Raw genomic sequence first — 19,052 nt, forward strand, 5'->3', positions numbered from 1 at the left:
ACAATGATCGAAGCTGGATCGTTCCTGGTCGCGATCGACGGGCCGAGCGGGTCGGGCAAGTCCACCACGGCCAAGCTGCTCGCGCGCCGGCAGGGCCTCGGGTACCTCGACACCGGGGCCATGTACCGCGCCGCCACCGCCGAGGTGCTCCGGAGCCTGCCCGAGTCCGCCACCGACGAGGACATCGTCGCGCTCGTCGAGGGTGCCGAGTTCACCCTCAGCACCGACCCCGACGCCCCCCGGTTCGCCATCAACGGCATCGACGTGACCAGCGAGATCCGCGAGCCGCGCATCGCGGCGGCCGTGTCCCGGGTCGCGACCATCCTCGCCGTGCGCCGGTCGCTGACGCAGCGCATGCGGGAGGTCATCAGCGACCACCAGCGCCGCATCGTCGTCGAGGGCCGCGACATCACCACGGTCGTGGCGCCCGACGCCGACGTCCGCGTCCTGCTCGTCGCCGACCCCCAGGCGCGCGTCGCCCGTCGCGCGGCCGAGGTCGCCGGGAAGGCGACCGCCGCCGAGGTCACCGACCAGGTGCTGCGCCGCGACCGCGACGACTCGACGGTGTCGAACTTCACCGACGCCGCCGAGGGCGTCACCGTCATCGACTCGACGTTCCTGAGTCCCGACGAGGTCGTCGACGAGATCATCTCGCTGGCCGAGGCGGCCCGCTGAGGGCTGCCGCCGCGTCGGAATGCGGCCAGCTTGCCCCTGAGCACTAGACTGGGGCGTCCGCAAGCGCCAAGGAGCACCCAGTGACAGACACCGTCAAGCCGATCGTCGCCGTCGTCGGCAGGCCCAATGTCGGCAAATCGACGCTGGTGAACCGCATCCTGGGGCGCCGCGAGGCCGTCGTGCAGGACACGCCAGGCGTGACCCGCGACCGCGTGAGCTACGACGCCAACTGGAACGGCCGCGAGTTCATCCTCGTCGACACCGGCGGCTGGGCCTCCGACGCGACGGGCATGGCCCTGCAGATCGCCGAGCAGGCCGAGCTGGCCATCGCGACGGCCGACGCTGTGCTGTTCGTCGTCGACGCCACCGTCGGCACCCTCGACGAGGACGAGGCCGTCGTGCGCGTGCTGCGTCGCTCGAACAAGCCCGTCGTGCTCGCCGCCAACAAGGTCGACGACCAGCGCCACGAGGCCATGGCCGCGACCATGTGGAACCTCGGCCTCGGCGAGCCGTACGCCGTCTCGGCCATGCACGGCCGCGGCTCGGGCGACCTGCTCGATGCCCTGCTGGATGCCCTGCCGGAGGCCCCGCGCGAGCGCGAGGTCGAGGAGGCGGGACCCCGTCGCGTCGCGATCGTCGGCAAGCCGAACGTCGGCAAGTCGTCCCTGTTGAACAAGCTCGCCGCGCAGCAGCGCGTCGTCGTGTCCGACATCTCCGGCACCACCGTCGACCCCGTCGACGAGATCGTTGAGGTCGGCGGGCAGGTCTACCGCCTCATTGACACCGCCGGCATCCGTCGTCGCGTCAAGGAGGCCTCGGGCCACGAGTACTACGCGAGCCTCCGGACGCAGACGGCCATCGAGCGGGCCGAGGTCTGCATCATGGTCATCGACGCGTCCGAGCCCGTCACCGACCAGGACCTGCGCATCCTCAGCTCGATCGAGGACGCCGGCCGCGCGCTGGTCATCGCGTTCAACAAGTGGGACCTGACCGACGAGGAGCGTCGCCGCTACCTCGACCGGGAGATCGAGCGCGACCTCGTCGCGTTCCGCTGGGCGCCCACCGTCAACATCTCCGCGCTGACCGGCCGCAACGTCGACAAGATCGGCAAGGCCATCGAGACCGCCGCCGCCGGCTGGGAGACCCGCATCTCCACGGGCAAGCTCAACGCGTTCCTCGGCCGCCTGGCCGCCGCACACCCGCACCCGCTGCGGGGCGGCAAGCAGCCGCGCATCCTGTTCGGCACGCAGGCCAGCGCCTGCCCTCCCACGTTCGCGCTGTTCACCAGCGGTCAGTTCGACGACACCTACAAGCGCTTCATCGAGCGTCGCCTCCGCGAGGACTTCGGCTTCGAGGGCTCCCCGGTGCACGTCGAGATCCGGCCCCGCGCGAAGCGCTCGGAGCGCTGACGACGCGGCATCGGTAGTCTCACGGCCATGGACCTCATCCCGTGGCTGCCGATCGTGCTGCTCGCGGCCGGGCTTCTCATCGGCGTCCTCGTCGAACCTCGAAGGTTCGGACAGGGCATCGCCCTGACGCTGCTCGCAGGCATCGTGGCCAGCCTCCTGCTGGTGCGCGTCGGCGACACTCTCAACGCGGCCGGTGGGAACGAGGCGACGGGCTACCTGCTGCTGGGCATCTTCCTGCTGATGGTGCTGGGGGTCGCGCTGCTCGGGCTGTTCCTCGTCGTGAACGCGTTCACGATGTGGCGCCGGGAGGGGCTGGGGCCCGCCCCGCGCATCTCCGGCCTCGCCGGGCTCGCGACGGCCGTCTACGTCGTGGCCGCCGTGGCAACGGTGGTCCTCGACCTGCAGGACCTGGTGCCACTGCTGCTCCTGGTCGGGCTGCCGGCGGCCTACGTGGCGTTCCTGTTCGTCTCCTTCCTGAGCTACTCGCTGCTGTACGTGTGGTTCTCGAACCGCTTCGGCCGCCCCGTCGACGCGGTCATCGTCCTCGGGTCGGGGCTGGCCGGGGGAGAGCGGGTCACTCCGCTGCTGGCGGGGCGGCTCCGGAAGGGCCGACAGGTCTTCGAGAGGTCCGCACGCTCCGGCCGTCAGCCCGTCCTCATCGTCTCCGGCGGGCGCGGAGGCGACGAGCACCTGAGCGAGGCCGCGGCCATGTCGCGCTGGCTGACCGACGACGGGTTCCGGGGCCCGCTCGCCCTCGAGGACCGCTCGACGGACACTGCGGAGAACCTCGAGTTCTCCGCCGAGCTGATTGGCGAGGAGCGTCGCGCGGGCCGCGTCGCCGTCGCCACCAGCGACTACCACGCGTTCCGCGCGGCGATCATCATGCGCAAGGCCGGCATCCGCGGCTACACCGTCGGCTGCCGCACGGCCCGCTACTACTGGCCCAGCGCGACGCTGCGGGAGTTCATCGCCATCCTGCTCGAGCACTCGCGATTCAACCTGGTGGTGGTCGGGCTACTGTGTCTGCCGCTCGCCTTCTACATCGTCAACGTCGTCACATCCGCCTTCAGCTGAGGAGAAGCCCATGAACCACCACCACGACGAACCCGCGCAGGATCCGGTGTCCTTCTGGGAGGCGCGCTACGGCGAGCGGGACCAGATCTGGACCGGCAACGTGAACAAGGCCCTGGCCGATGTCGCCGCGGACCTCAAGCCCGGCGTCTCGCTCGACCTCGGCTGCGGCGAGGGGGGCGACGTCATCTGGCTGGCGCAGCGGGGCTGGCGGGCCATCGGCATCGACATCTCCAGCACCGCCATCACCCGCGCCCGGGCCGCCGCGCAGCGACTCGGGCTGGGGGAGCGGCAGGCGGAGTTCCTCGTCGAGGACCTCTCCCACCTCGACGTGCGCGGCCCCTTTGACCTGGTGACCGCGAGCTTCTTCCAGTCGCCCGTCGAGCTGCCCCGCACCGTCGTCCTCCGGCGTGCCGCCGGCCTCGTCCGATCCGGTGGACACCTGCTCGTCACGTCGCACGCCGCGGCGCCGAAGGGCTCCGGTCACGAGGACCAGGACTTCGCGGAGTACCAGCCCGACGTGCAGCTGGCGGCCCTCGACCTGCCGGAGGACCAGTGGGCCGTCGAGGTCGCCGAGGTCCGCTCCCGCGTCGGCCTCCACGACGGCGTCGAGCGCGAGTTCGACGACTCCGTAGTGCTGCTCCGGCGCCTCTGAGGCCCGGTCGGAACCCCGGCGACACGACCTCGGTTGGACCTATCTGCGGGTCGTCCGCTAAAGTTCATTCTCGGATCGGGAACGGTCCACTTTTGATCCGGCAACGGGTCGGCGGGCTGTAGCGCAGCTTGGTAGCGCACTTGACTGGGGGTCAAGGGGTCGCAGGTTCAAATCCTGTCAGCCCGACCAGGTGCGGCTTACTGGAAACAGGGACCCTATGGTCCAGGTTGGTAGGAAGCCGCAGGGTCGTAGAAGTGAAGGAGTCGCCCTTGTGGGCGGCTCCTTCCTTCGTTGTTGCTGGGTGGTGCTCGGACCAGGTGAACGGCTCGATGCCGGGTGGTGGCTCCTCGCAGCTCTTGGCTACGGAGTTCGCGTGGTAGGTCGTCTGCACGGTCAGCAGATCGTCGAGCGGGGCTTTTAGCGCGTGTCCGGTGATCTCGTCGTGGTCGATGAACACGCGGGTGAAGATGGCTTGGTTGAGTCGGCGGCGGACCTCGTCGCTGCCGTGCCGGTATAGCTCGTAGGGGTTCTCCAGTAGGCGGAGGTTCACGCTGATGAACTCGACGGCGTCGGTCAGGGTGTCGACGGCCGCCGCGAGCTGGGCATTCAGCCGCTCGCGGGTGACCCCGATCTCGCGCAGCTTGGCCCGGATCTTGTCCTTGGGGATGGTGTCGTCGATGGCCAGGTCGAGCAGGTTGGACTCCTGGGTGTCGAGCCGGGCAAGCTGACTCTCGAGCTGTTCCTTCAGCGCGTGCTGTGAGGCTTCCTGGTCGGTGAGAGCGTCGGCGAGCGATTGTCGCATCGCGTGGATGAAGTCGGGCGTGAACTGGACTGTCCGGCAGTGCTCTGCGACGGCGTCCTCGACGCGTTGCACGTTGGAGTACTTCGCGTTGCATGTGCCGTCCTGGGTGCCTCGGCAGAAGAAGTACAGGTACTCGTCCCCTGAGCGCGAAATGGTGCGACGGATGATCATGCGCCTGATGGTCTGGTCGCGGTGCCAGCACGCCCCACACCAGAGGGTGCCCTTGAGGTAGTGGTGAACAACGCGGCGCCGTTCTCCTGCGCGCCCGCGGGATGCCATGAGATCTTGCACTTCGTCGAACAGGTCGCGGTCGATGAGGGGCTCGTGCCGGCCGCTGTACTCGTCGCCCTTGTAGCTGACGATGCCGACGTAGTACGGGTCCTGGAGCAGTTGGTGGATCTTGGAGACGGAGATGGGTCCAGCAGGGCGACGTTGGGTAGCTCTGGTGCGCAGGCCTCGGTCGGTGAGCTCGGATTGGATGTCTTCGAGCGTGGCGTCGCCCGCGGCGTACATCTCGAACGCGAGCCGAATCAGTGGTGCGCGCTACTTGTCGATTGCGACGGCGCGAATCTCGCGGCCATCGATGCGGTCGATGGTGTTGAGGTAGCCGATGGGCGCCTTGCCGAGGGTGCCGCCCTTCTTGGCCTTCTCGCCCATCTTGTAGGCGATGTCGGCGCCTTCTTCGGCTGACCGGAACTCGTTGAAGGCAGCGAGGATCCCGTGCATGAGCTGCCCGACGGGCGTCTCATCGATGGACTCGGTAGCGGAGATGAGCGTGACGCCACGCTTCTTGAGTTCGGCCCCGACGATGGCGTCGTCGAATCGGTTGCGGGCCATACGGGAGAGCTTGTAGATGATGACGTAGTCGACGTCGCGTTGGGTGCGGATGCGGTCGAGCATCTGCTGGAAGGCGACTCGCTTTGTCATCTCGCGGGCAGATTTGCCAGGTTCGAGGTACTCGTCGACGATCGTGATCCATCACACCTCGTGCGACGCCCGTGGGACGATCTGTGCCGCTTCGGCTCCGGGCAGGTTGTCTAGCAACTCGAATGCGAGCACGATCGCGTCGAAATAGTTCGGTGCGATCGTCGCCGTTCGGTACCAGTCCTTCTCACCCGTGACCTTGAGCTGGACACGGTGGCCGTTCTGACTGAGGACATAGCCTGCAAATGGCGCAGGGACGTTCGTAGGCTGTCCGTCGGGATCCGGTTCGCCTAGTAGGACGATGTCTCCAAGGAGCACGACCTGTCTGCGCAGCGCCGGCACCCAGAACCACCACAGCAGGGTGGCGTAGGTATTCACCGGCAGCTTGCGCTTGTTGCCTTGCGCGTTGGCGACCGCCACTACCCCGAGTGTCGGGATCGGGACTGTCTTCAACGGATAGCCCGTGACGTCCTCGAGATCGGCGATAATGTTGAAGTCGTGGAACTCCGGCGGAGCCTTCATGTCGGCCCGGATCACAATGCCCTTCGGCATGATGCACCTCCTAGATGCGAGCGGTTGGCGATCCGGAATGGATCGTCTGGCAACCGCACAGCAGCCACGAGGCCTGGTGATTGGGCAGCCGGCCCGGGAGAGAACTTGCAGGTTCTCGATCCCGGGACCGGCCGCGATGGTGAAGAGACTCAGGGCGTCTTCTCGAAGCTCCTGAGCGCTTCCTGAAGGTGGAAGGCCAAGCCGGCGACAGGCAGCACCTCCACGTCGATGGCACCTGGCCACCTTTCGAGGATGCGAGCGCCCAGGCGGCCGCGGTGACGTAGCCTTCGTAGCGAGTGCAGCTGACGCACCAGTTCGGATCGCCGTCGGCCAGCGGGAGCAGGATGCTTGAGAACCTGCTCGTGCTGACGGACTCGGAAGAGCCTCCGACCCTGATCAGGACGCAGTACTCGCTGTCATCCATAACCAGGTCGACCACCTTCTGCGGTACATCGGTGCTGTCTCCGTTCTCGTCGGGCATGCCCACGATGACGGCGTCCCCGACCAGCATCGCCTTGCGCGACTGAGGCACGTGGTACCACCACAGGAACGAGGCGGTGGAGTTGAACGGCAGATGCCGCAGCAACCCCTCCTCGTTGATGTAGATGGTGATGCCCAGATCTGGCACGTCGATCGCTTCGATCAAGCCGCCGACGGCGGTCTGGTACTCCTTCAGGGACGCGTATGTGCGCACCTCAGGCTCCCCTTCGATGGCGGGGACGAAGATCCCGTTAACCATGTCCTTCCTCCTTGCTGCAAGCGGCCGGCGAACCGTGGTGGTTCACCTGCGAAGCCGCAGCACAGCAATGAAGTGGGGGCGGAGTTGATCGTGCGGCAGCCAACCCGGAGGAGAACTCTGATTGTTCTCTTACTCCGGGCTCGGCTGCCGCTGCATGGTCAGGTGGATGCCTGCTTCGCGGCGCGGGGCGACGGCGCGCTCTTGGTTCCTCCGAGAACGGCAGTGATGGCGTTGCGCTTGGTCTCCGCCTCGCGCTCGATCTCGGCCCGCACCTGCTCGGCGCGCTTGAGCACTGCCGGGTCGGCTTTCGACTTTTCGACCCAGTGCTCCAGCGCGATCCGAGTCTCCTCGGTCACGCTCCGCTCGTTGAGCTGGGCGAGGACTTCGAGCTGGGCTCGGGTGTCCTCGCTGGTGCGGACGGACAGCACCTTGTAAGCGGCGCTGCCGTACCCCGACGGCGTGTTCTCGCTCATGGCGAGACCTCCTTCATGCGTGCGGCCCGCGATCCCGGATGGATCACGTGGGAGGCCGCAGTGCAGGAATGAGGCAAGACCTGGAGACCGTTTGCTTTGGTGAACGGGCCAAGTCCTGCGGTAGTTATACGGCAGAACCCGGCGGTCTTAAATCGTCCGGTCGCGATGTTGTGAAAAGTACTGCAACTCTCGTGCATTCACAGATGCCGCTAACGCCTGACGGTCGAATGCAGAAATGCTGTGAGAACCGCTGCAATGCGGTGAACATGGAGGTTTCGCCATCGTCTAGCCTCTGATTGCCATCGTGGCGATAGCAATTCTCGCGAATATCGGCGCAGCCCGGTGATAGAGCTCATCATCGCCTCGCGCCATGACTGGGGCGGCCGCAGGCAGACGTCGATACGTGCACGTAGCGGCTATCACCTGTGGCAACGCAGATTCCGGCCTTTGCCTGGGCAGCCTGGACGCGATTCAGGCAATGACTGGATGCCGCCCTGTTTGAGAGGTATGTTCCCGACCCGCTCAGTTTCGAAGAGGAGCCCACCATGCCCGATTTGGCCACTGGAACTGGCTGTCAGAACACCTGGAAAGGATTCAGCGATGAAGCTTGACCCCGCGCTGCCATGGGATACGCTCCTCAACCGCGTGCTGCAGTCATGGCGCGACACCTCGCACCGCGAATCGCGGTGGCCGTACTACGAAGGCGTCCCGATGTGCGAGGGTTGCGCGTCGGATCGCTACGTCGCCATCGCCATGGCGCACGACCCTTAAGCTGGTGAGGGATGGCCAGACTGGATGCAGCACGGTCTCCGCGAGCTGATCAACGAGCTCCGCACCGAGCTACTGATCTACGTCATCGAACGTCCGCACGGCGACGGTGCGGTCGAGGACTACTTTCGGGGCTCCGGCCTGATCCCGAAGGCGTGCCAGAACGCAACCACCCGTGTCGCCGTCCAGATTGTGCGCGATCACGGCACCGTCGTCGATCTTTGGCTGCGCGATCGACTGTCGCACCTCGGGGCCTGGCCCGAGCGGGTCAGGAGGGCGGCCGTGCGGGACGGTGGTGTGGCCCGTTGAGGGTTCTCGAAAAGGCCTGGCTGTGAGACAATTGGTGCAGGTAGCAGCACTTGGTTGAGCCCATCCGTCTCCCTGCTGCTTCACGGATGAAGCACCCGACCGGCGCGGCACCCTAGCAGTGTCCTAGGGCACCGGTAGCGTGGACACGCACCCAAGCACAACTTAAGACGCGCCTCAGCGCGGAGGAGAACAGCCACAGCATGAGCCAGTACCAGCGAGCAGCGAGTGAGGCGTTCAGCGCGCCGTCGAGGGTGGTGGCGTGACGGTGGCTCTCAAGAAGTCGGACCTCTACAGCTCGCTGTGGGCCGGAGCGGACGAGCTCCGCGGTGGCATGGACGCGAGCCAGTACAAGGACTACGTCCTGACGCTGCTCTTCGTGAAGTACGTCTCGGACAAGGCCAAGGCAGACCCGAACAGCCTCGTTGAGGTTCCTGAGGGCGGTTCGTTCGACGACCTAGTCTCGTTCCGGGGCAAGAGCGACATCGGTGACCAGGTCAACAAGGCCATCCGCAAGCTCGCCGACGCCAACGACCTCGTTGGCGTCATCAACAACGCCGACTTCGACGATCCGAACAAGCTCGGTGAGGGCAAGGCCCTGGTCGACCGGCTGAGCAAGCTGGTCGGCATCTTCCAGGATCTCGACTTCTCTGGCTCACGGGCTGAGGGCGACGACCTGCTCGGTGATGCCTACGAGTACCTGATGCAGCACTTTGCGACCGAGTCGGGCAAGAGCAAGGGGCAGTTTTACACGCCGGCCGAGGTCTCGCGTGTCATGGCTCAGCTCATCGGCATCAAGCCGACGACGCACCTGTCTGCCACCGTCTACGACCCCACCTGCGGGTCTGGTTCATTGCTGCTCAAGGTTGCCGACGCTGCGCCGCACGGCCTGACGATCTATGGCCAGGAGAAGGACAACGCCACCTGGGCGCTGGCCAAGATGAACATGATCCTGCACGGCAACGAGACGGCCGACGTCCGTCAGGGTGACACCCTGGTCGACCCGAAGTTCCGTGACGGTGACCGCCTGGAGACCTTCGACTTCCTCGTCGCCAACCCGCCGTTCAGCGTGAAGAGCTGGACCAACGGTCTGGAGAACGAGTACGGCCGCTTCGACGGCTACGGTCGCCCGCCGGAGAAGAACGGCGACTACGCGTTCTTGCTGCACATGGTCAAGAGCCTCAAGAGCACCGGCAAGGGTGCGGTGATCTTGCCGCACGGCGTGTTGTTTCGCGGCAACGCTGAGGCGACCATCCGCAAGGCCCTGATCCGCAAGGGCTACATCAAGGGGATCATCGGACTGCCGGCGAACCTCTTCTACGGCACCGGCATCCCGGCCTGCATCATCGTGCTCGACAAGGAGAACGCCCAGGCCAGGACTGGCATCTTCATGATCGACGCCAGCAAGGGCTTCGTGAAGGATGGCAACAAGAACCGTCTGCGCCCCCGCGACATGCACCAGATCATCGACGTGTTCAACAAGCAGACCGAGGTCGAGCGCTACTCGCGCATGGTGCCGGTAGCTGAGATCGCCGACGCCAAGAACGACTACAACCTCAACATCCCGCGCTACATCGACAGCTCGGAGCCCGAGGACATCCAGGACCTGCACGCCCACCTGCGAGGCGGCATCCCGGACCGTGACCTCGACGCCCTGCAGCGCTACTGGGACGCCTTCCCGAGCCTGCGCGGCACGCTGTTCAAGCCACTGCGCCCCGGCTACTCGGAGCTCGCCGTCGACAAGAGCGAGATTCAGGCCACGATCACCGGCTCGCCGGAATACGAGGCCTTCGCTGGTACCACGACCGGCACGGTGACGCACTGGTGGAACGTCCACCACGACGAGCTGGTCGACATCTCCAGCAGCACCCGCCCGAACGCCCTGATCGCGCTGCTCGGCGACACTCTGCTCGAGCGCTTCCGTCCGAAGCCGCTCATTGACGAGTACGGCGTCTACGAGCAGCTCATGAGCTACTGGAACGAGACCATGCACGACGACGTCGCGCTGGTGATGAGCGAGGGCTGGGACGAGGCCGCCAAGCCACGCACCGCGATCGAGAACAAGGAGCGCAAGCTCTCCGAAACCCCGGACCTTGTCGTCGGAGCTGGCCGCAGCGCTACCAAGTACAAAATGGACCTGATCCCACCGGCCCTGATCGTGGACCGTTACCTCGCCGAGGAGAAGTCCAAGCTCGAGGAGCTCAACGCCGCGGCTGAAGCCGCTGGCCAGGCTGTCGAGGAGTTCGTCGAGGAGAACTCGGGCGAGGAAGGCTTGCTCGCCGATGCCATGGACGACGACAAGATCAGCAAGGCCCTCGCCGCTGCTCGCCTGCGTATCGCCAAACGTGAGGACCCGAAGAGCGACGAGGTGAAGGCGCTGGCCGAGCTCATCGCGCTCTACGACGCCGAGACCAACGCGAAGAAGGCCACCAAGGACGCACAGGTCAAGCTCGACGAAGTCACCCTCAAGCAATACGGCAAGCTCTCGACCGACGAGATCCACGCGCTGGTCATCGATGACAAGTGGGGTGCTCGCTTCGTGCGTGGTGCCCAGGCGGAGCTCGACGCTCTGATCCGACAGCTCGTCGACCGTCTCAATGTGCTCGGCGATCGCTACGCCGAGACCGTCGGCGACCTTGATGCCGAGGTTGAACGGCTCAGCGCCAAGGTCACTGAGCACTTGGCCGCGATGGGGGTTAGGTGATGACCTCTCAGGACTGGCCTCGGCTTCCGATTGGATTGATTGCCAAGCCTCGGCTCGGGGGAAATTACAAGAACGGACCGAGCGCGACGGTTCGCCCCCTTGTCAAGATGGGAAATATCGCCAGAGTCAGCATGGATGTATCGAGAATTGAGTACATTCCAGATGGTGAGAAAGTTCTCGAGGAACACCGTCTGCATTTCGGAGACGTCCTCTTCAATACGCGAAACACCTTGGATCTGGTCGGTAAGGTCTCGATCTGGCGTGATGAACTCCCGGTTGCATATTACAACTCGAATATTCTCCGCTTGGAATTTGACGTCAGATATTGCGGCACTCCAGAGTATTTCGGCTATGTGCTAAACACTGCGGAGTCAATCGATGCGATTCGAGGCCTTGCCACGGGAACGACGAGTGTAGCTGCTGTATACACTCGCGATCTCTTGAAGCTCACCGTTCCCGTTCCCGATGCGGCTGAACAGCGTGCCATCGCTCAGGCGCTGCGGGATGTTGACGCGCTGACCAGCTCGTTGACCAAACTCATCGCCAAGAAGCGCGCAATCAAGCAGGGCATGATGCAGGAGCTCCTGACCGGTCGCACACGACTGCCCGGGTTTGCTGGTGCGTGGACGCCGGTCATCTTTGGTGACATTGCGACCCCGTCGAAGGATCGTTCGGATCCAAGAACAACGAGCGGGCGTGTGGTCGAACTTGAGCACATATCGGCCCGAACAGGTCATCTGCTTGGTGACTCCGATCTTGCTTCGTCTGTATCGCTCAAGACCCGATTCCTGAGAGGCGACGTCCTCTTCGGAAAGCTCCGCGCGTACTTACGCAAGTACTGGCTTGCCGACAGGGATGGGTATGCTTCCACGGAAATCTGGGCATTGAGGCCACGGACAGGCGTCGCAACTAGCGCATTCTTGAGGTACGTGGTGGAGCAGGATGATTTCATCGAGGTGGCGAGTACTGCCTATGGCACGCACATGCCTCGTTCCGACTGGAAAGTCGTGTCTAGATACGAACTGGAACTGCCAACTCTCGATGAGCAGGCGGCCATCGGGTTGGCCTTACAGAGTTCTGACGATGAGATCGCCGCACTCGAACGACGCCTCGAAGCCACCCGCGCCATCAAGCAGGGCATGATGCAAGAGCTTCTGACCGGCCGTACGCGGCTGGCTCCAGCGGAGGCATCGGCATGAGTGGACTGAACGTCGATTGGGCCATCGCGGAGCTGGACAAGTTCATCGAGCAGACCAAGATGCATGGTGAGCCTGGATTCATCGGGTTCCTGTTCACGGCCGCGTCGGACGAAGATATAGCCAGGCAGGCTCAGATCGTGGAGAAGATCCTTGACCGCGTGCTCTCGGACTGGCGCAACCTGGACGCTGGCTCCAGCAACGCATGGCTGAAGCATCGAGAGGCTGCAGTCCGCGCACGGGAGCAACTCGTTCGTGATCAAGAGATCCGTGAGAACCTCGGCGACGACGCTCCGGAGATCTCGGCGTCCAGTCTGCACCCATGGATCTGGAGCGGTGCGGCGTCGCTGTGGAAGTCTGGGCACTACCGCTCGGCGGTCGAGGACGCCGCGAAGAAGGTTAACGCTGAGACTCAGAACAAGGTCGGTCGCCGAGACGTCAGCGAGACAGACCTCTTCAATCAGGTGTTCACTGACAAGGCCGCTGAGCCCGGCAAGGCCCGCCTCCGTCGGATGCCTGACGACGGCAGCAAGACCTACAAGTCTGTCCAGCGTGGCGCGATGGCTCTGGCTGAGGGAATCTTCGCTGGCATCCGTAACCCGTTCAGCCACGAGGCGGACCAGGAGCTGGACGAACAAGTGGCACTTGAGTACTTGGCGGCGCTAAGCGTTCTCGCGCGCTGGGTCGATGAATCAGAAGTAGAACGCGTGGAGAGCCAGTCATGAGCACCGTAGGTCAGATCGAGCGCAAGACGCAGGATCGCGTGGTCAAGCTGTTCCAGGAGCAGCTTGGTTACTCGTACCTGGGTAAGTGGGAGGACCGTGAGGGCAACTCGAACATCGAGGAGGCTCTGCTTCGTGCCAACCTGCAGGCTCGTGCCGTCGATGACGACCTCATTGGCCGCGCCCTGCACGTGCTGCGCAATGAAGCCGCGGTGGGCGGCAACCGCTCGCTGTACGAGGCCAACCGCAAGGTCTACGAGCTGTTGCGCTACGGCGTGAAGGTCAAGCGTGACGTGCAGTCGAATTTCGAGACCGTTTGGCTGATCGACTGGACCAAGCCTGAGGCCAACGACTTCCACATGGCCGAAGAAGTCTCGATCGCGGGCGAGCACAACAAGCGCCCTGACGTCTTGCTCTACGTCAACGGCATCGCCCTGGGCGTTGTGGAGTTCAAGCGCTCGAAGGTGAGCGTCAGCGAGGGTATCCGTCAGAACATCGGCAACCAGCGGGCCGACTTCATCCGTCCGTTCTTCTCGACGGTCCAGCTGATGTTTGCCGGCAACGACGTTGAGGGTCTGCGCTACGGCGTGATCGAGACGCCGGAGAAGTACTGGCTGGAGTGGAAGGAACCGCAGGACAGCCCAGTCGGCGCCGACCTCGCTGAACCCCTCGACAAGGCGTTCGTCCAGATGTGCTCGAAGGAGCGCCTCCTCGAACTCATCCATGACTTCATCGTCTTCGACTCGGGTGTAAAGAAGACCGCCCGGCACAACCAGTACTTCGGCGTGAAGGCTGCGCAGGCCAGGATCGCCAAGCGCGAGGGTGGCATCATCTGGCACACCCAGGGCTCGGGCAAGAGCCTGACCATGGTCTGGCTGGCCAAGTGGATCCGCGAGCACCAGCAGGCTGCCCGCGTCCTGATCATCACCGACCGCACCGAACTCGACGAGCAGATCGAGAAGGTCTTCGGCGGGGTCAATGAGGACATCTACCGCACCACTTCGGGAGCGGACCTGCTGAGCGCGATCAACAAGACCGACCCCTGGCTGATCGGCTCGCTGGTCCACAAGTTCCGTGGCAGCGACGACGACAAGGACCTCGACGACGCTGGCGAGGAGTTCATCGCCGAACTGCGCTCGCGGCTGCCGGCCAACTTCAGCCCGAAGGGCAACCTGTACATCTTCGTCGACGAGGCGCACCGCACCCAGTCGGGCAAGATGCACAAGGCCATGAAGGAGCTGCTGCCTGGCGCGATGTTCATCGGCTTCACCGGTACGCCGCTCCTCAAGGCTGACAAGGCGACCAGCATCGAAACCTTCGGCTCGTTCATCCACACCTACAAGTTCGATGAGGCTGTGGCTGACGGAGTCGTGCTCGACCTGCGCTACGAGGCCCGCAACGTCGACCAGGAGCTCAAGGGCGCTGCCCAGATCGACAAGAAGTTCGAGCACTGGACTCAGGGCATGACTGACCTGAGCAAGGCCCGCCTCAAGAAGCGTTGGGGCACCATGCAGAAGGTGTTCAGCGCCAAGAGCCGCGCCGACATGATCGTTCAGAACATCCTGTGGGACTTCGACACCCAGCCGCGCCTGGTCTCCGGGCGGGGTAACGCCATGCTGGTTGGCGAGTCGATCTACCAGGCCTGCAAGTTCTACGAGCTGTTCGTGGCCGCCGGCTTCAAGGGCAAGGTCGCGATCGTGACCAGCTATGTCCCGAACGCCAGCGACATCTCCAAGGAGGACTCGGGCGAGGGTGCGACCGAGAAGTTGCGCCAGTACGACATCTACCGGCAGATGCTGGCCGACTACTTCGGTGAGCCTGCCGACCGTGCCTCGACGCCGGAGAAGGTGGCTCAGTTCGAGAAGGAGGTCAAGGAAAAGTTCATCAAGGAGCCGGGCCAGATGCGCCTGCTCATCGTGGTGGACAAGCTCCTGACCGGCTTCGACGCCCCGAGCGCCACCTACCTGTACATCGACAAGAAGATGCGCGACCACGGCCTGTTCCAGGCCATCTGCAGGGTCAACCGCCTCGACGGCGACGACAAGACCTACGGCTACATCATCGACTACCGCGACCTGTTCAACTCCCTTGAGAACGCCATTACCGACTACACCTCGGGCGCGTTGGACGGCTACGAGAAGCAGGACATCGAAGGCCTGCTCAAGGACCGCACCGACCAGGCGAAGAAGGACCTCGACGAAGCGCTGGAGCGGATCCGTGCCCTGTGTGAGCCGGTCGCCCCGCCGAAGGGCACGCTGGAGTACCAGCACTACTTCGTCGCCGACATCCCTGGCGATGCCGAGCAGATCAAGGCCAACGAGAACAAGCGCGTCGAGCTGTATAAGTCGGTCGCCGCGCTGGTCCGCACCTACGGGGTGCTGGCCAACGAGATGGAGCAGGCGGGCTATGCCGCGGCCGAGGCCAAGCAGATCAAGGACGAGGTCGCTCACTACGTCGCCGTCCGTGACGAGGTTGAGCTCGGTGCTGGCGAGAACATCGATATGAAGCAGTTCGAGGCCGGTATGCGCTCGCTGCTCGACACCTACATCCAGGCCGACCCGGTCGAGGACGTGGCGATCTTCGATAAGGGCTTGGTCGAGCTGATCGTCGAACGTGGTGAGTGCGCGCTGGACACGCTGCCGCCCGGGATCCGCAAGAACCCCGAGGCTGCGGCCGAGACGATCATCAACAACGTCCGCAAGACGATCGTCGACGAGCACGCCATGAACCCGAAGTACTACGACTCGATGTCGTCGCTGCTCGACGCCCTGATCCTGCAGGCCAAGCAGGAGGCGCTCGACTACAAGGAGTACCTCGCTCGGCTGCTCGAGCTGGCCAAGAAGGTCGGCAAGAAGGAGTCCGACACGGTCTATCCGGCGTGGGCCAGGACCGGGGCGCAGAAGGCGCTGGTCGATTTTGGTTTCGCGCCGCCCGAGTTGGCGATCCAGGTCGACACCACCGTGATGACCTCGAAGCACCACGACTGGGTCGGCAACAAGATGAAGGAGAAGGTCGTCGCCAGGGCTCTGCACAAGGTGCTGCCGGACGGCTTCGACCGCTTCGATGAACTGTTTGACCTGGTGAGGGCACGCGATGAGTACCGCTAACGCCTACCTCACCGTCGCCGGGGTTGGTGTGGATGTCATCTACAAGGACATCAAGAACATGCATATCTCGGTCTACCCACCGGTGGGCCGGGTTCGTGTTGCCGCACCGCACCGCCTCGATGAGGATGCCATCCGGTTGGCCATCGTGCAGCGCCTTCCCTGGATCAAGAAGCAGCGCGAGCAGCTGCAGAACGCTGACCGCCAGACCGAACGCGAGATGATCTCCGGCGAGACCCACTATGTGTGGGGCAGCCGCTACCAGCTCGACGTCTCGCACGCCGGCCGCGTCGCCATCGAGCCCAAGGGCAACACCCTCTGGCTGTCCGCTCCCGCCGGCACCGACGCCGACAAGCGACGCCGCATTCTCGACAACTGGTACCGACGCGAGCTCAAGGCCGCGATCCCGGCACTGCTGGAGAAGTGGCAGCCGATCGTCGGCGCTGAGGTCGACTCGGTCGTCGTCCGCCACATGAAGACCAAGTGGGGCACTTGCCAGACCGCCTCGCGCGCCATCTGGCTAAACCCGGAGTTAGCCAAGAAGCGCCCCCGTTGCCTCGAGTACATCGTGGTTCACGAACTCGTGCACCTGATCGAGCGAACGCACAATGATCGATTCATCGCACTTATGGACAAGCATGTGCCTGACTGGCGGGCACGCCGCGACGAGCTGAACGGAGCTCCGTTGGCCAGCGAAGAGTGGGATGCGGAGGGCACAGCATGACGTCGAAGTATCCGCTCTGGTCAGATGAGCCCGCGACCCAGGATCTGCTGGCCTTTCGTGCCGTTGCGGAGACTGCCGCAGACGCTATCTTCGACGATGGACTCGACCCGGTGGCAATCGGGCTGTCTGGTGCGTGGGGCAGCGGCAAGACCAGCGTGCTGGAGTTAATCAAGTCCGAAATCACGGAGCGCTCCGTCGGTGGCGACCCCAAGGTGCTCGTCGTCTCGACGCAGCCGTGGCTCTACGACCCGACTGTTGGCCCGAAGGAGAGCCTCATCGCTGAGGTACTCGGCGCACTCGGCAAGGAGTTCAAAGAGTCAGACCCGGTCGGCAAGGCTGGCCTTGAAGCCTTCAGGAAGCTCGTTCGCAAGGTGAACTGGTCGAAGGCGGTCAAGATGGCCGCTAAGACCGCCATCACAATGCAGCTGCCGAACATCGATGACGTCTTCGGGCTGGTGAGCGACGAGCCTGACAGCCTCGACAGCGAGAAAGGCATGACCGCCTTCCGCGAAGAGTTCGAGACGTTGTTGGCCGATCCCGCGCTGGCCCACTTGTCGCGTGTGGTGGTGCTCGTCGATGATCTCGACCGCTGCCTGCCGGACACTGTGGTCGAGACCCTTGAAGCGATCAGGCTGTTCCTTTCGGCCAAGCGCATGTCCTTCGTCATCGCGGCCGATGAGGACCGCGTCGCCGAGGCGATCCAGCAGAAGCTCAAGACTGCGGCTCCGAAAGACGAGGATGAGGATCCGGCCAAGCTCTACCTGCACAAGATCGTCCAGACGACCATCCCTCTTCCCGCGCTGAGCCGGTTCGACACCGAGGCGTATCTTTTCCTCCTTCTCGCGAGGGCCGAGCTGAGCGAAGACGAGGCAGCGTATGCGTCCTTCGTCACGAAGTGCGACGAGCTGCGCATAGGTGGCGGCAGCCTGGACGACCTGGAGGTCGAGGATGGCAGTGTGCTGGCGGAGCACCTTGTCACGGCCACACGCCTGACGCCAATCCTCTATGAGAAGTTCCACGGCAATCCGCGCCGCATCAAGCGGTTCCTCAACGACCTGAATGTGCGCCAGGCCGTTGCCCGGCGTCGTGGATTTGAGCTGGAGCCGGATGAGGTTGCCAAGCTCATGGTGCTGGAGCGCATCCTCACCGATGACTTTGAAACCGTGCTTGGCTGGCTCGCGTCGAACCAGCTGCGCGACAAGCTTGACGCGCTCGACGTTGCTGCGAACGGTCGCGCAGAGACGATTGAGGAACCTGCGTCTGAGACCTCTGAGGAAGAGACGCCGAAGGAGCGCGGCGCTAGAAAGAAGCCTGCCGTTACCGAGCCGGAGCCGGAGCCCGCTCGTGATGACGACTTCAGCGATACTCTCCGGCGCTGGGCGAAACTCCCGCCCGTACTTGATGCATCCGCTATCTCCGGGTACCTCTACCTTGCTGCCTCATTCGCCAAGATCGAGGTTATCGACACCGGCCTACCCGAGCGTCTCCGGGACCTCGCGGTTGCCCTGACGTCAAGCCACAAGCTCGACCGTGCAGGCGTCACCGACGAAACCTTGAAGCTGCTTCCGGAGGGCGACGCCCAGATCCTGGTCGGCCATCTTGGACGTCGCACTCGCGATCAGCCGGGGCTGCAGAAGTTCACCGTCGAGAGTCTGCTTCGCCTCGCAGCGCAGCAACCCACCAGCCACCCGAATGTAGTGGAGGCGTTGAAGAGTCTTCCCGCTGCCCACGTCGAACCGGCGACGATCATCAAGCTTCGACCGCTGGATCAGGCGGTCTATCGGCCGGTGCTTGATACCTGGCGGGCTGGGTCAGACGACCAGCAACTCCAGCAATCTGTGGGCATCGTCGAGACGGCGTGGAGCGGCAATGGGAACTAGCGGCTCATTCGGCGGCAGTGGCGGCAAGGACGCAGGCGACCTGCGTGACAACATTGCGGCGTGGCTTGATGCCGCAGGTGGGCCAGGCGGCGCCGATGGTGCTGACACGAGCGGCGCGGATGGAGCCGATCACGCTTCTGATCCGCTGCGTCCCGGAACGCCGGGGCAGCCGCGTGTAGACCTCGGGCCGGCGCTTCGCGTCCTGCTCAACTCGCGCGGACGCGGTGGGCGCAGCGACGGCCCGGGTGGCGGCGGGGGCGGTGCCCGAGGCGGAGGGGGTGGCCGTTCATCGGGTGGCGCCACCCGCTCTGTCGGTCGGGTATCTCGGGCAGCTGGGCGAGCTGGGCG

General features: G+C 64.4%; 18 protein-coding genes and 1 tRNA gene. 13 read left to right on the forward strand and 6 right to left on the reverse strand.

Annotation, left to right across the window (positions count from 1 at the left end; translation table 11 throughout):
* Nucleotides 1–6: 6 nt before the first annotated feature.
* The 5 genes from cmk to KDB89_RS07055 all read left to right on the forward strand — a co-directional run bounded on the left by cmk (nucleotide 7) and on the right by KDB89_RS07055 (nucleotide 3,999).
* A complete protein-coding gene (gene cmk / locus KDB89_RS07035; protein ID WP_439654884.1) occupies nucleotides 7–675 on the forward strand; it encodes a (d)CMP kinase in 669 nt (222 codons plus the stop codon).
* Between the two features lie 80 nt (nucleotides 676–755).
* The gene (gene der, locus KDB89_RS07040) at nucleotides 756–2,084 is read left to right on the forward strand and encodes a ribosome biogenesis GTPase Der (RefSeq protein WP_219084114.1); all 1,329 of its coding nucleotides are present in this window, start codon (nucleotides 756–758) and stop codon (nucleotides 2,082–2,084) included.
* A 27-nt stretch (nucleotides 2,085–2,111) separates the two neighbouring features.
* A complete protein-coding gene (locus KDB89_RS07045) occupies nucleotides 2,112–3,158 on the forward strand; it encodes a YdcF family protein (RefSeq protein ID WP_219084115.1) in 1,047 nt (348 codons plus the stop codon).
* 10 nt (nucleotides 3,159–3,168) lie between these two features.
* Nucleotides 3,169–3,810, forward strand: a complete 642-nt coding sequence (locus tag KDB89_RS07050; RefSeq protein ID WP_219084116.1) for a class I SAM-dependent methyltransferase — start codon at nucleotides 3,169–3,171, stop codon at nucleotides 3,808–3,810.
* Between the two features lie 112 nt (nucleotides 3,811–3,922).
* Nucleotides 3,923–3,999: transfer RNA gene (locus tag KDB89_RS07055), tRNA-Pro, on the forward strand.
* Here KDB89_RS07055 and KDB89_RS07060 read toward each other — a convergent pair.
* The 5 genes from KDB89_RS07060 to KDB89_RS07080 form a co-directional block, all read right to left on the reverse strand.
* Complete coding sequence (locus KDB89_RS07060; RefSeq protein WP_369408095.1) at nucleotides 3,962–5,146, reverse strand: recombinase family protein; 1,185 nt, start codon at nucleotides 5,144–5,146, stop codon at nucleotides 3,962–3,964. The genes KDB89_RS07055 and KDB89_RS07060 overlap by 38 nt on opposite strands.
* A gap of 9 nt (nucleotides 5,147–5,155) precedes the next feature.
* On the reverse strand, nucleotides 5,156–5,587 hold the full coding sequence (locus KDB89_RS07065) for a recombinase family protein (protein WP_369408096.1): 432 nt from the start codon (nucleotides 5,585–5,587) through the stop codon (nucleotides 5,156–5,158).
* Between the two features lie 3 nt (nucleotides 5,588–5,590).
* Complete coding sequence (locus KDB89_RS07070; RefSeq protein ID WP_219084118.1) at nucleotides 5,591–6,088, reverse strand: hypothetical protein; 498 nt, start codon at nucleotides 6,086–6,088, stop codon at nucleotides 5,591–5,593.
* Between the two features lie 10 nt (nucleotides 6,089–6,098).
* A complete protein-coding gene (locus tag KDB89_RS07075) occupies nucleotides 6,099–6,827 on the reverse strand; it encodes a DUF3846 domain-containing protein (RefSeq protein ID WP_219084119.1) in 729 nt (242 codons plus the stop codon).
* Between the two features lie 158 nt (nucleotides 6,828–6,985).
* On the reverse strand, nucleotides 6,986–7,300 hold the full coding sequence (locus KDB89_RS07080) for a hypothetical protein (RefSeq protein WP_219084120.1): 315 nt from the start codon (nucleotides 7,298–7,300) through the stop codon (nucleotides 6,986–6,988).
* A gap of 600 nt (nucleotides 7,301–7,900) precedes the next feature.
* On the opposite strand from KDB89_RS07080, the gene KDB89_RS07085 reads away from it, so the two are divergent.
* The 8 genes from KDB89_RS07085 to KDB89_RS07120 all read left to right on the forward strand — a co-directional run bounded on the left by KDB89_RS07085 (nucleotide 7,901) and on the right by KDB89_RS07120 (nucleotide 18,704).
* The gene (locus KDB89_RS07085) at nucleotides 7,901–8,071 is read left to right on the forward strand and encodes a hypothetical protein (RefSeq protein WP_219084121.1); all 171 of its coding nucleotides are present in this window, start codon (nucleotides 7,901–7,903) and stop codon (nucleotides 8,069–8,071) included.
* Between the two features lie 24 nt (nucleotides 8,072–8,095).
* On the forward strand, nucleotides 8,096–8,377 hold the full coding sequence (locus KDB89_RS07090; RefSeq protein WP_219084122.1) for a hypothetical protein: 282 nt from the start codon (nucleotides 8,096–8,098) through the stop codon (nucleotides 8,375–8,377).
* 259 nt (nucleotides 8,378–8,636) lie between these two features.
* Nucleotides 8,637–11,078, forward strand: a complete 2,442-nt coding sequence (locus tag KDB89_RS07095; protein WP_255556358.1) for a type I restriction-modification system subunit M — start codon at nucleotides 8,637–8,639, stop codon at nucleotides 11,076–11,078.
* Nucleotides 11,078–12,277, forward strand: coding sequence for a restriction endonuclease subunit S (locus tag KDB89_RS07100; protein ID WP_219084123.1), 1,200 nt, complete (start codon nucleotides 11,078–11,080; stop codon nucleotides 12,275–12,277). The genes KDB89_RS07095 and KDB89_RS07100 overlap by 1 nt, the downstream gene beginning before the upstream one ends.
* Complete coding sequence (locus KDB89_RS07105) at nucleotides 12,274–12,999, forward strand: TIGR02391 family protein (RefSeq protein WP_219084124.1); 726 nt, start codon at nucleotides 12,274–12,276, stop codon at nucleotides 12,997–12,999. The genes KDB89_RS07100 and KDB89_RS07105 overlap by 4 nt, the downstream gene beginning before the upstream one ends.
* Entirely contained in the window at nucleotides 12,996–16,103 is a 3,108-nt protein-coding gene (locus KDB89_RS07110; protein WP_219084125.1) for a type I restriction endonuclease subunit R, read from the forward strand. Before KDB89_RS07105 ends, KDB89_RS07110 begins: the two co-directional genes overlap by 4 nt.
* Nucleotides 16,090–16,824 (forward strand): M48 family metallopeptidase, encoded by a 735-nt coding sequence (locus KDB89_RS07115; RefSeq protein WP_219084126.1) that lies wholly within the window; start codon nucleotides 16,090–16,092, stop codon nucleotides 16,822–16,824. Before KDB89_RS07110 ends, KDB89_RS07115 begins: the two co-directional genes overlap by 14 nt.
* Nucleotides 16,821–18,704, forward strand: coding sequence for a KAP family P-loop NTPase fold protein (locus tag KDB89_RS07120; RefSeq protein ID WP_219084127.1), 1,884 nt, complete (start codon nucleotides 16,821–16,823; stop codon nucleotides 18,702–18,704). The genes KDB89_RS07115 and KDB89_RS07120 overlap by 4 nt, the downstream gene beginning before the upstream one ends.
* 4 nt (nucleotides 18,705–18,708) lie before the next feature.
* Here KDB89_RS07120 and KDB89_RS14600 read toward each other — a convergent pair whose 3' ends face one another.
* Nucleotides 18,709–18,837: a hypothetical protein gene (locus tag KDB89_RS14600; protein ID WP_255556360.1), complete on the reverse strand. Its 129-nt coding sequence runs from the start codon at nucleotides 18,835–18,837 to the stop codon at nucleotides 18,709–18,711.
* Nucleotides 18,838–19,052: the final 215 nt, after the last annotated feature.

The sequence above is a fragment of the Tessaracoccus palaemonis genome, assembly GCF_019316905.1.
Taxonomy (GTDB): Bacteria; Actinomycetota; Actinomycetes; order Propionibacteriales; family Propionibacteriaceae; genus Arachnia; species Arachnia palaemonis.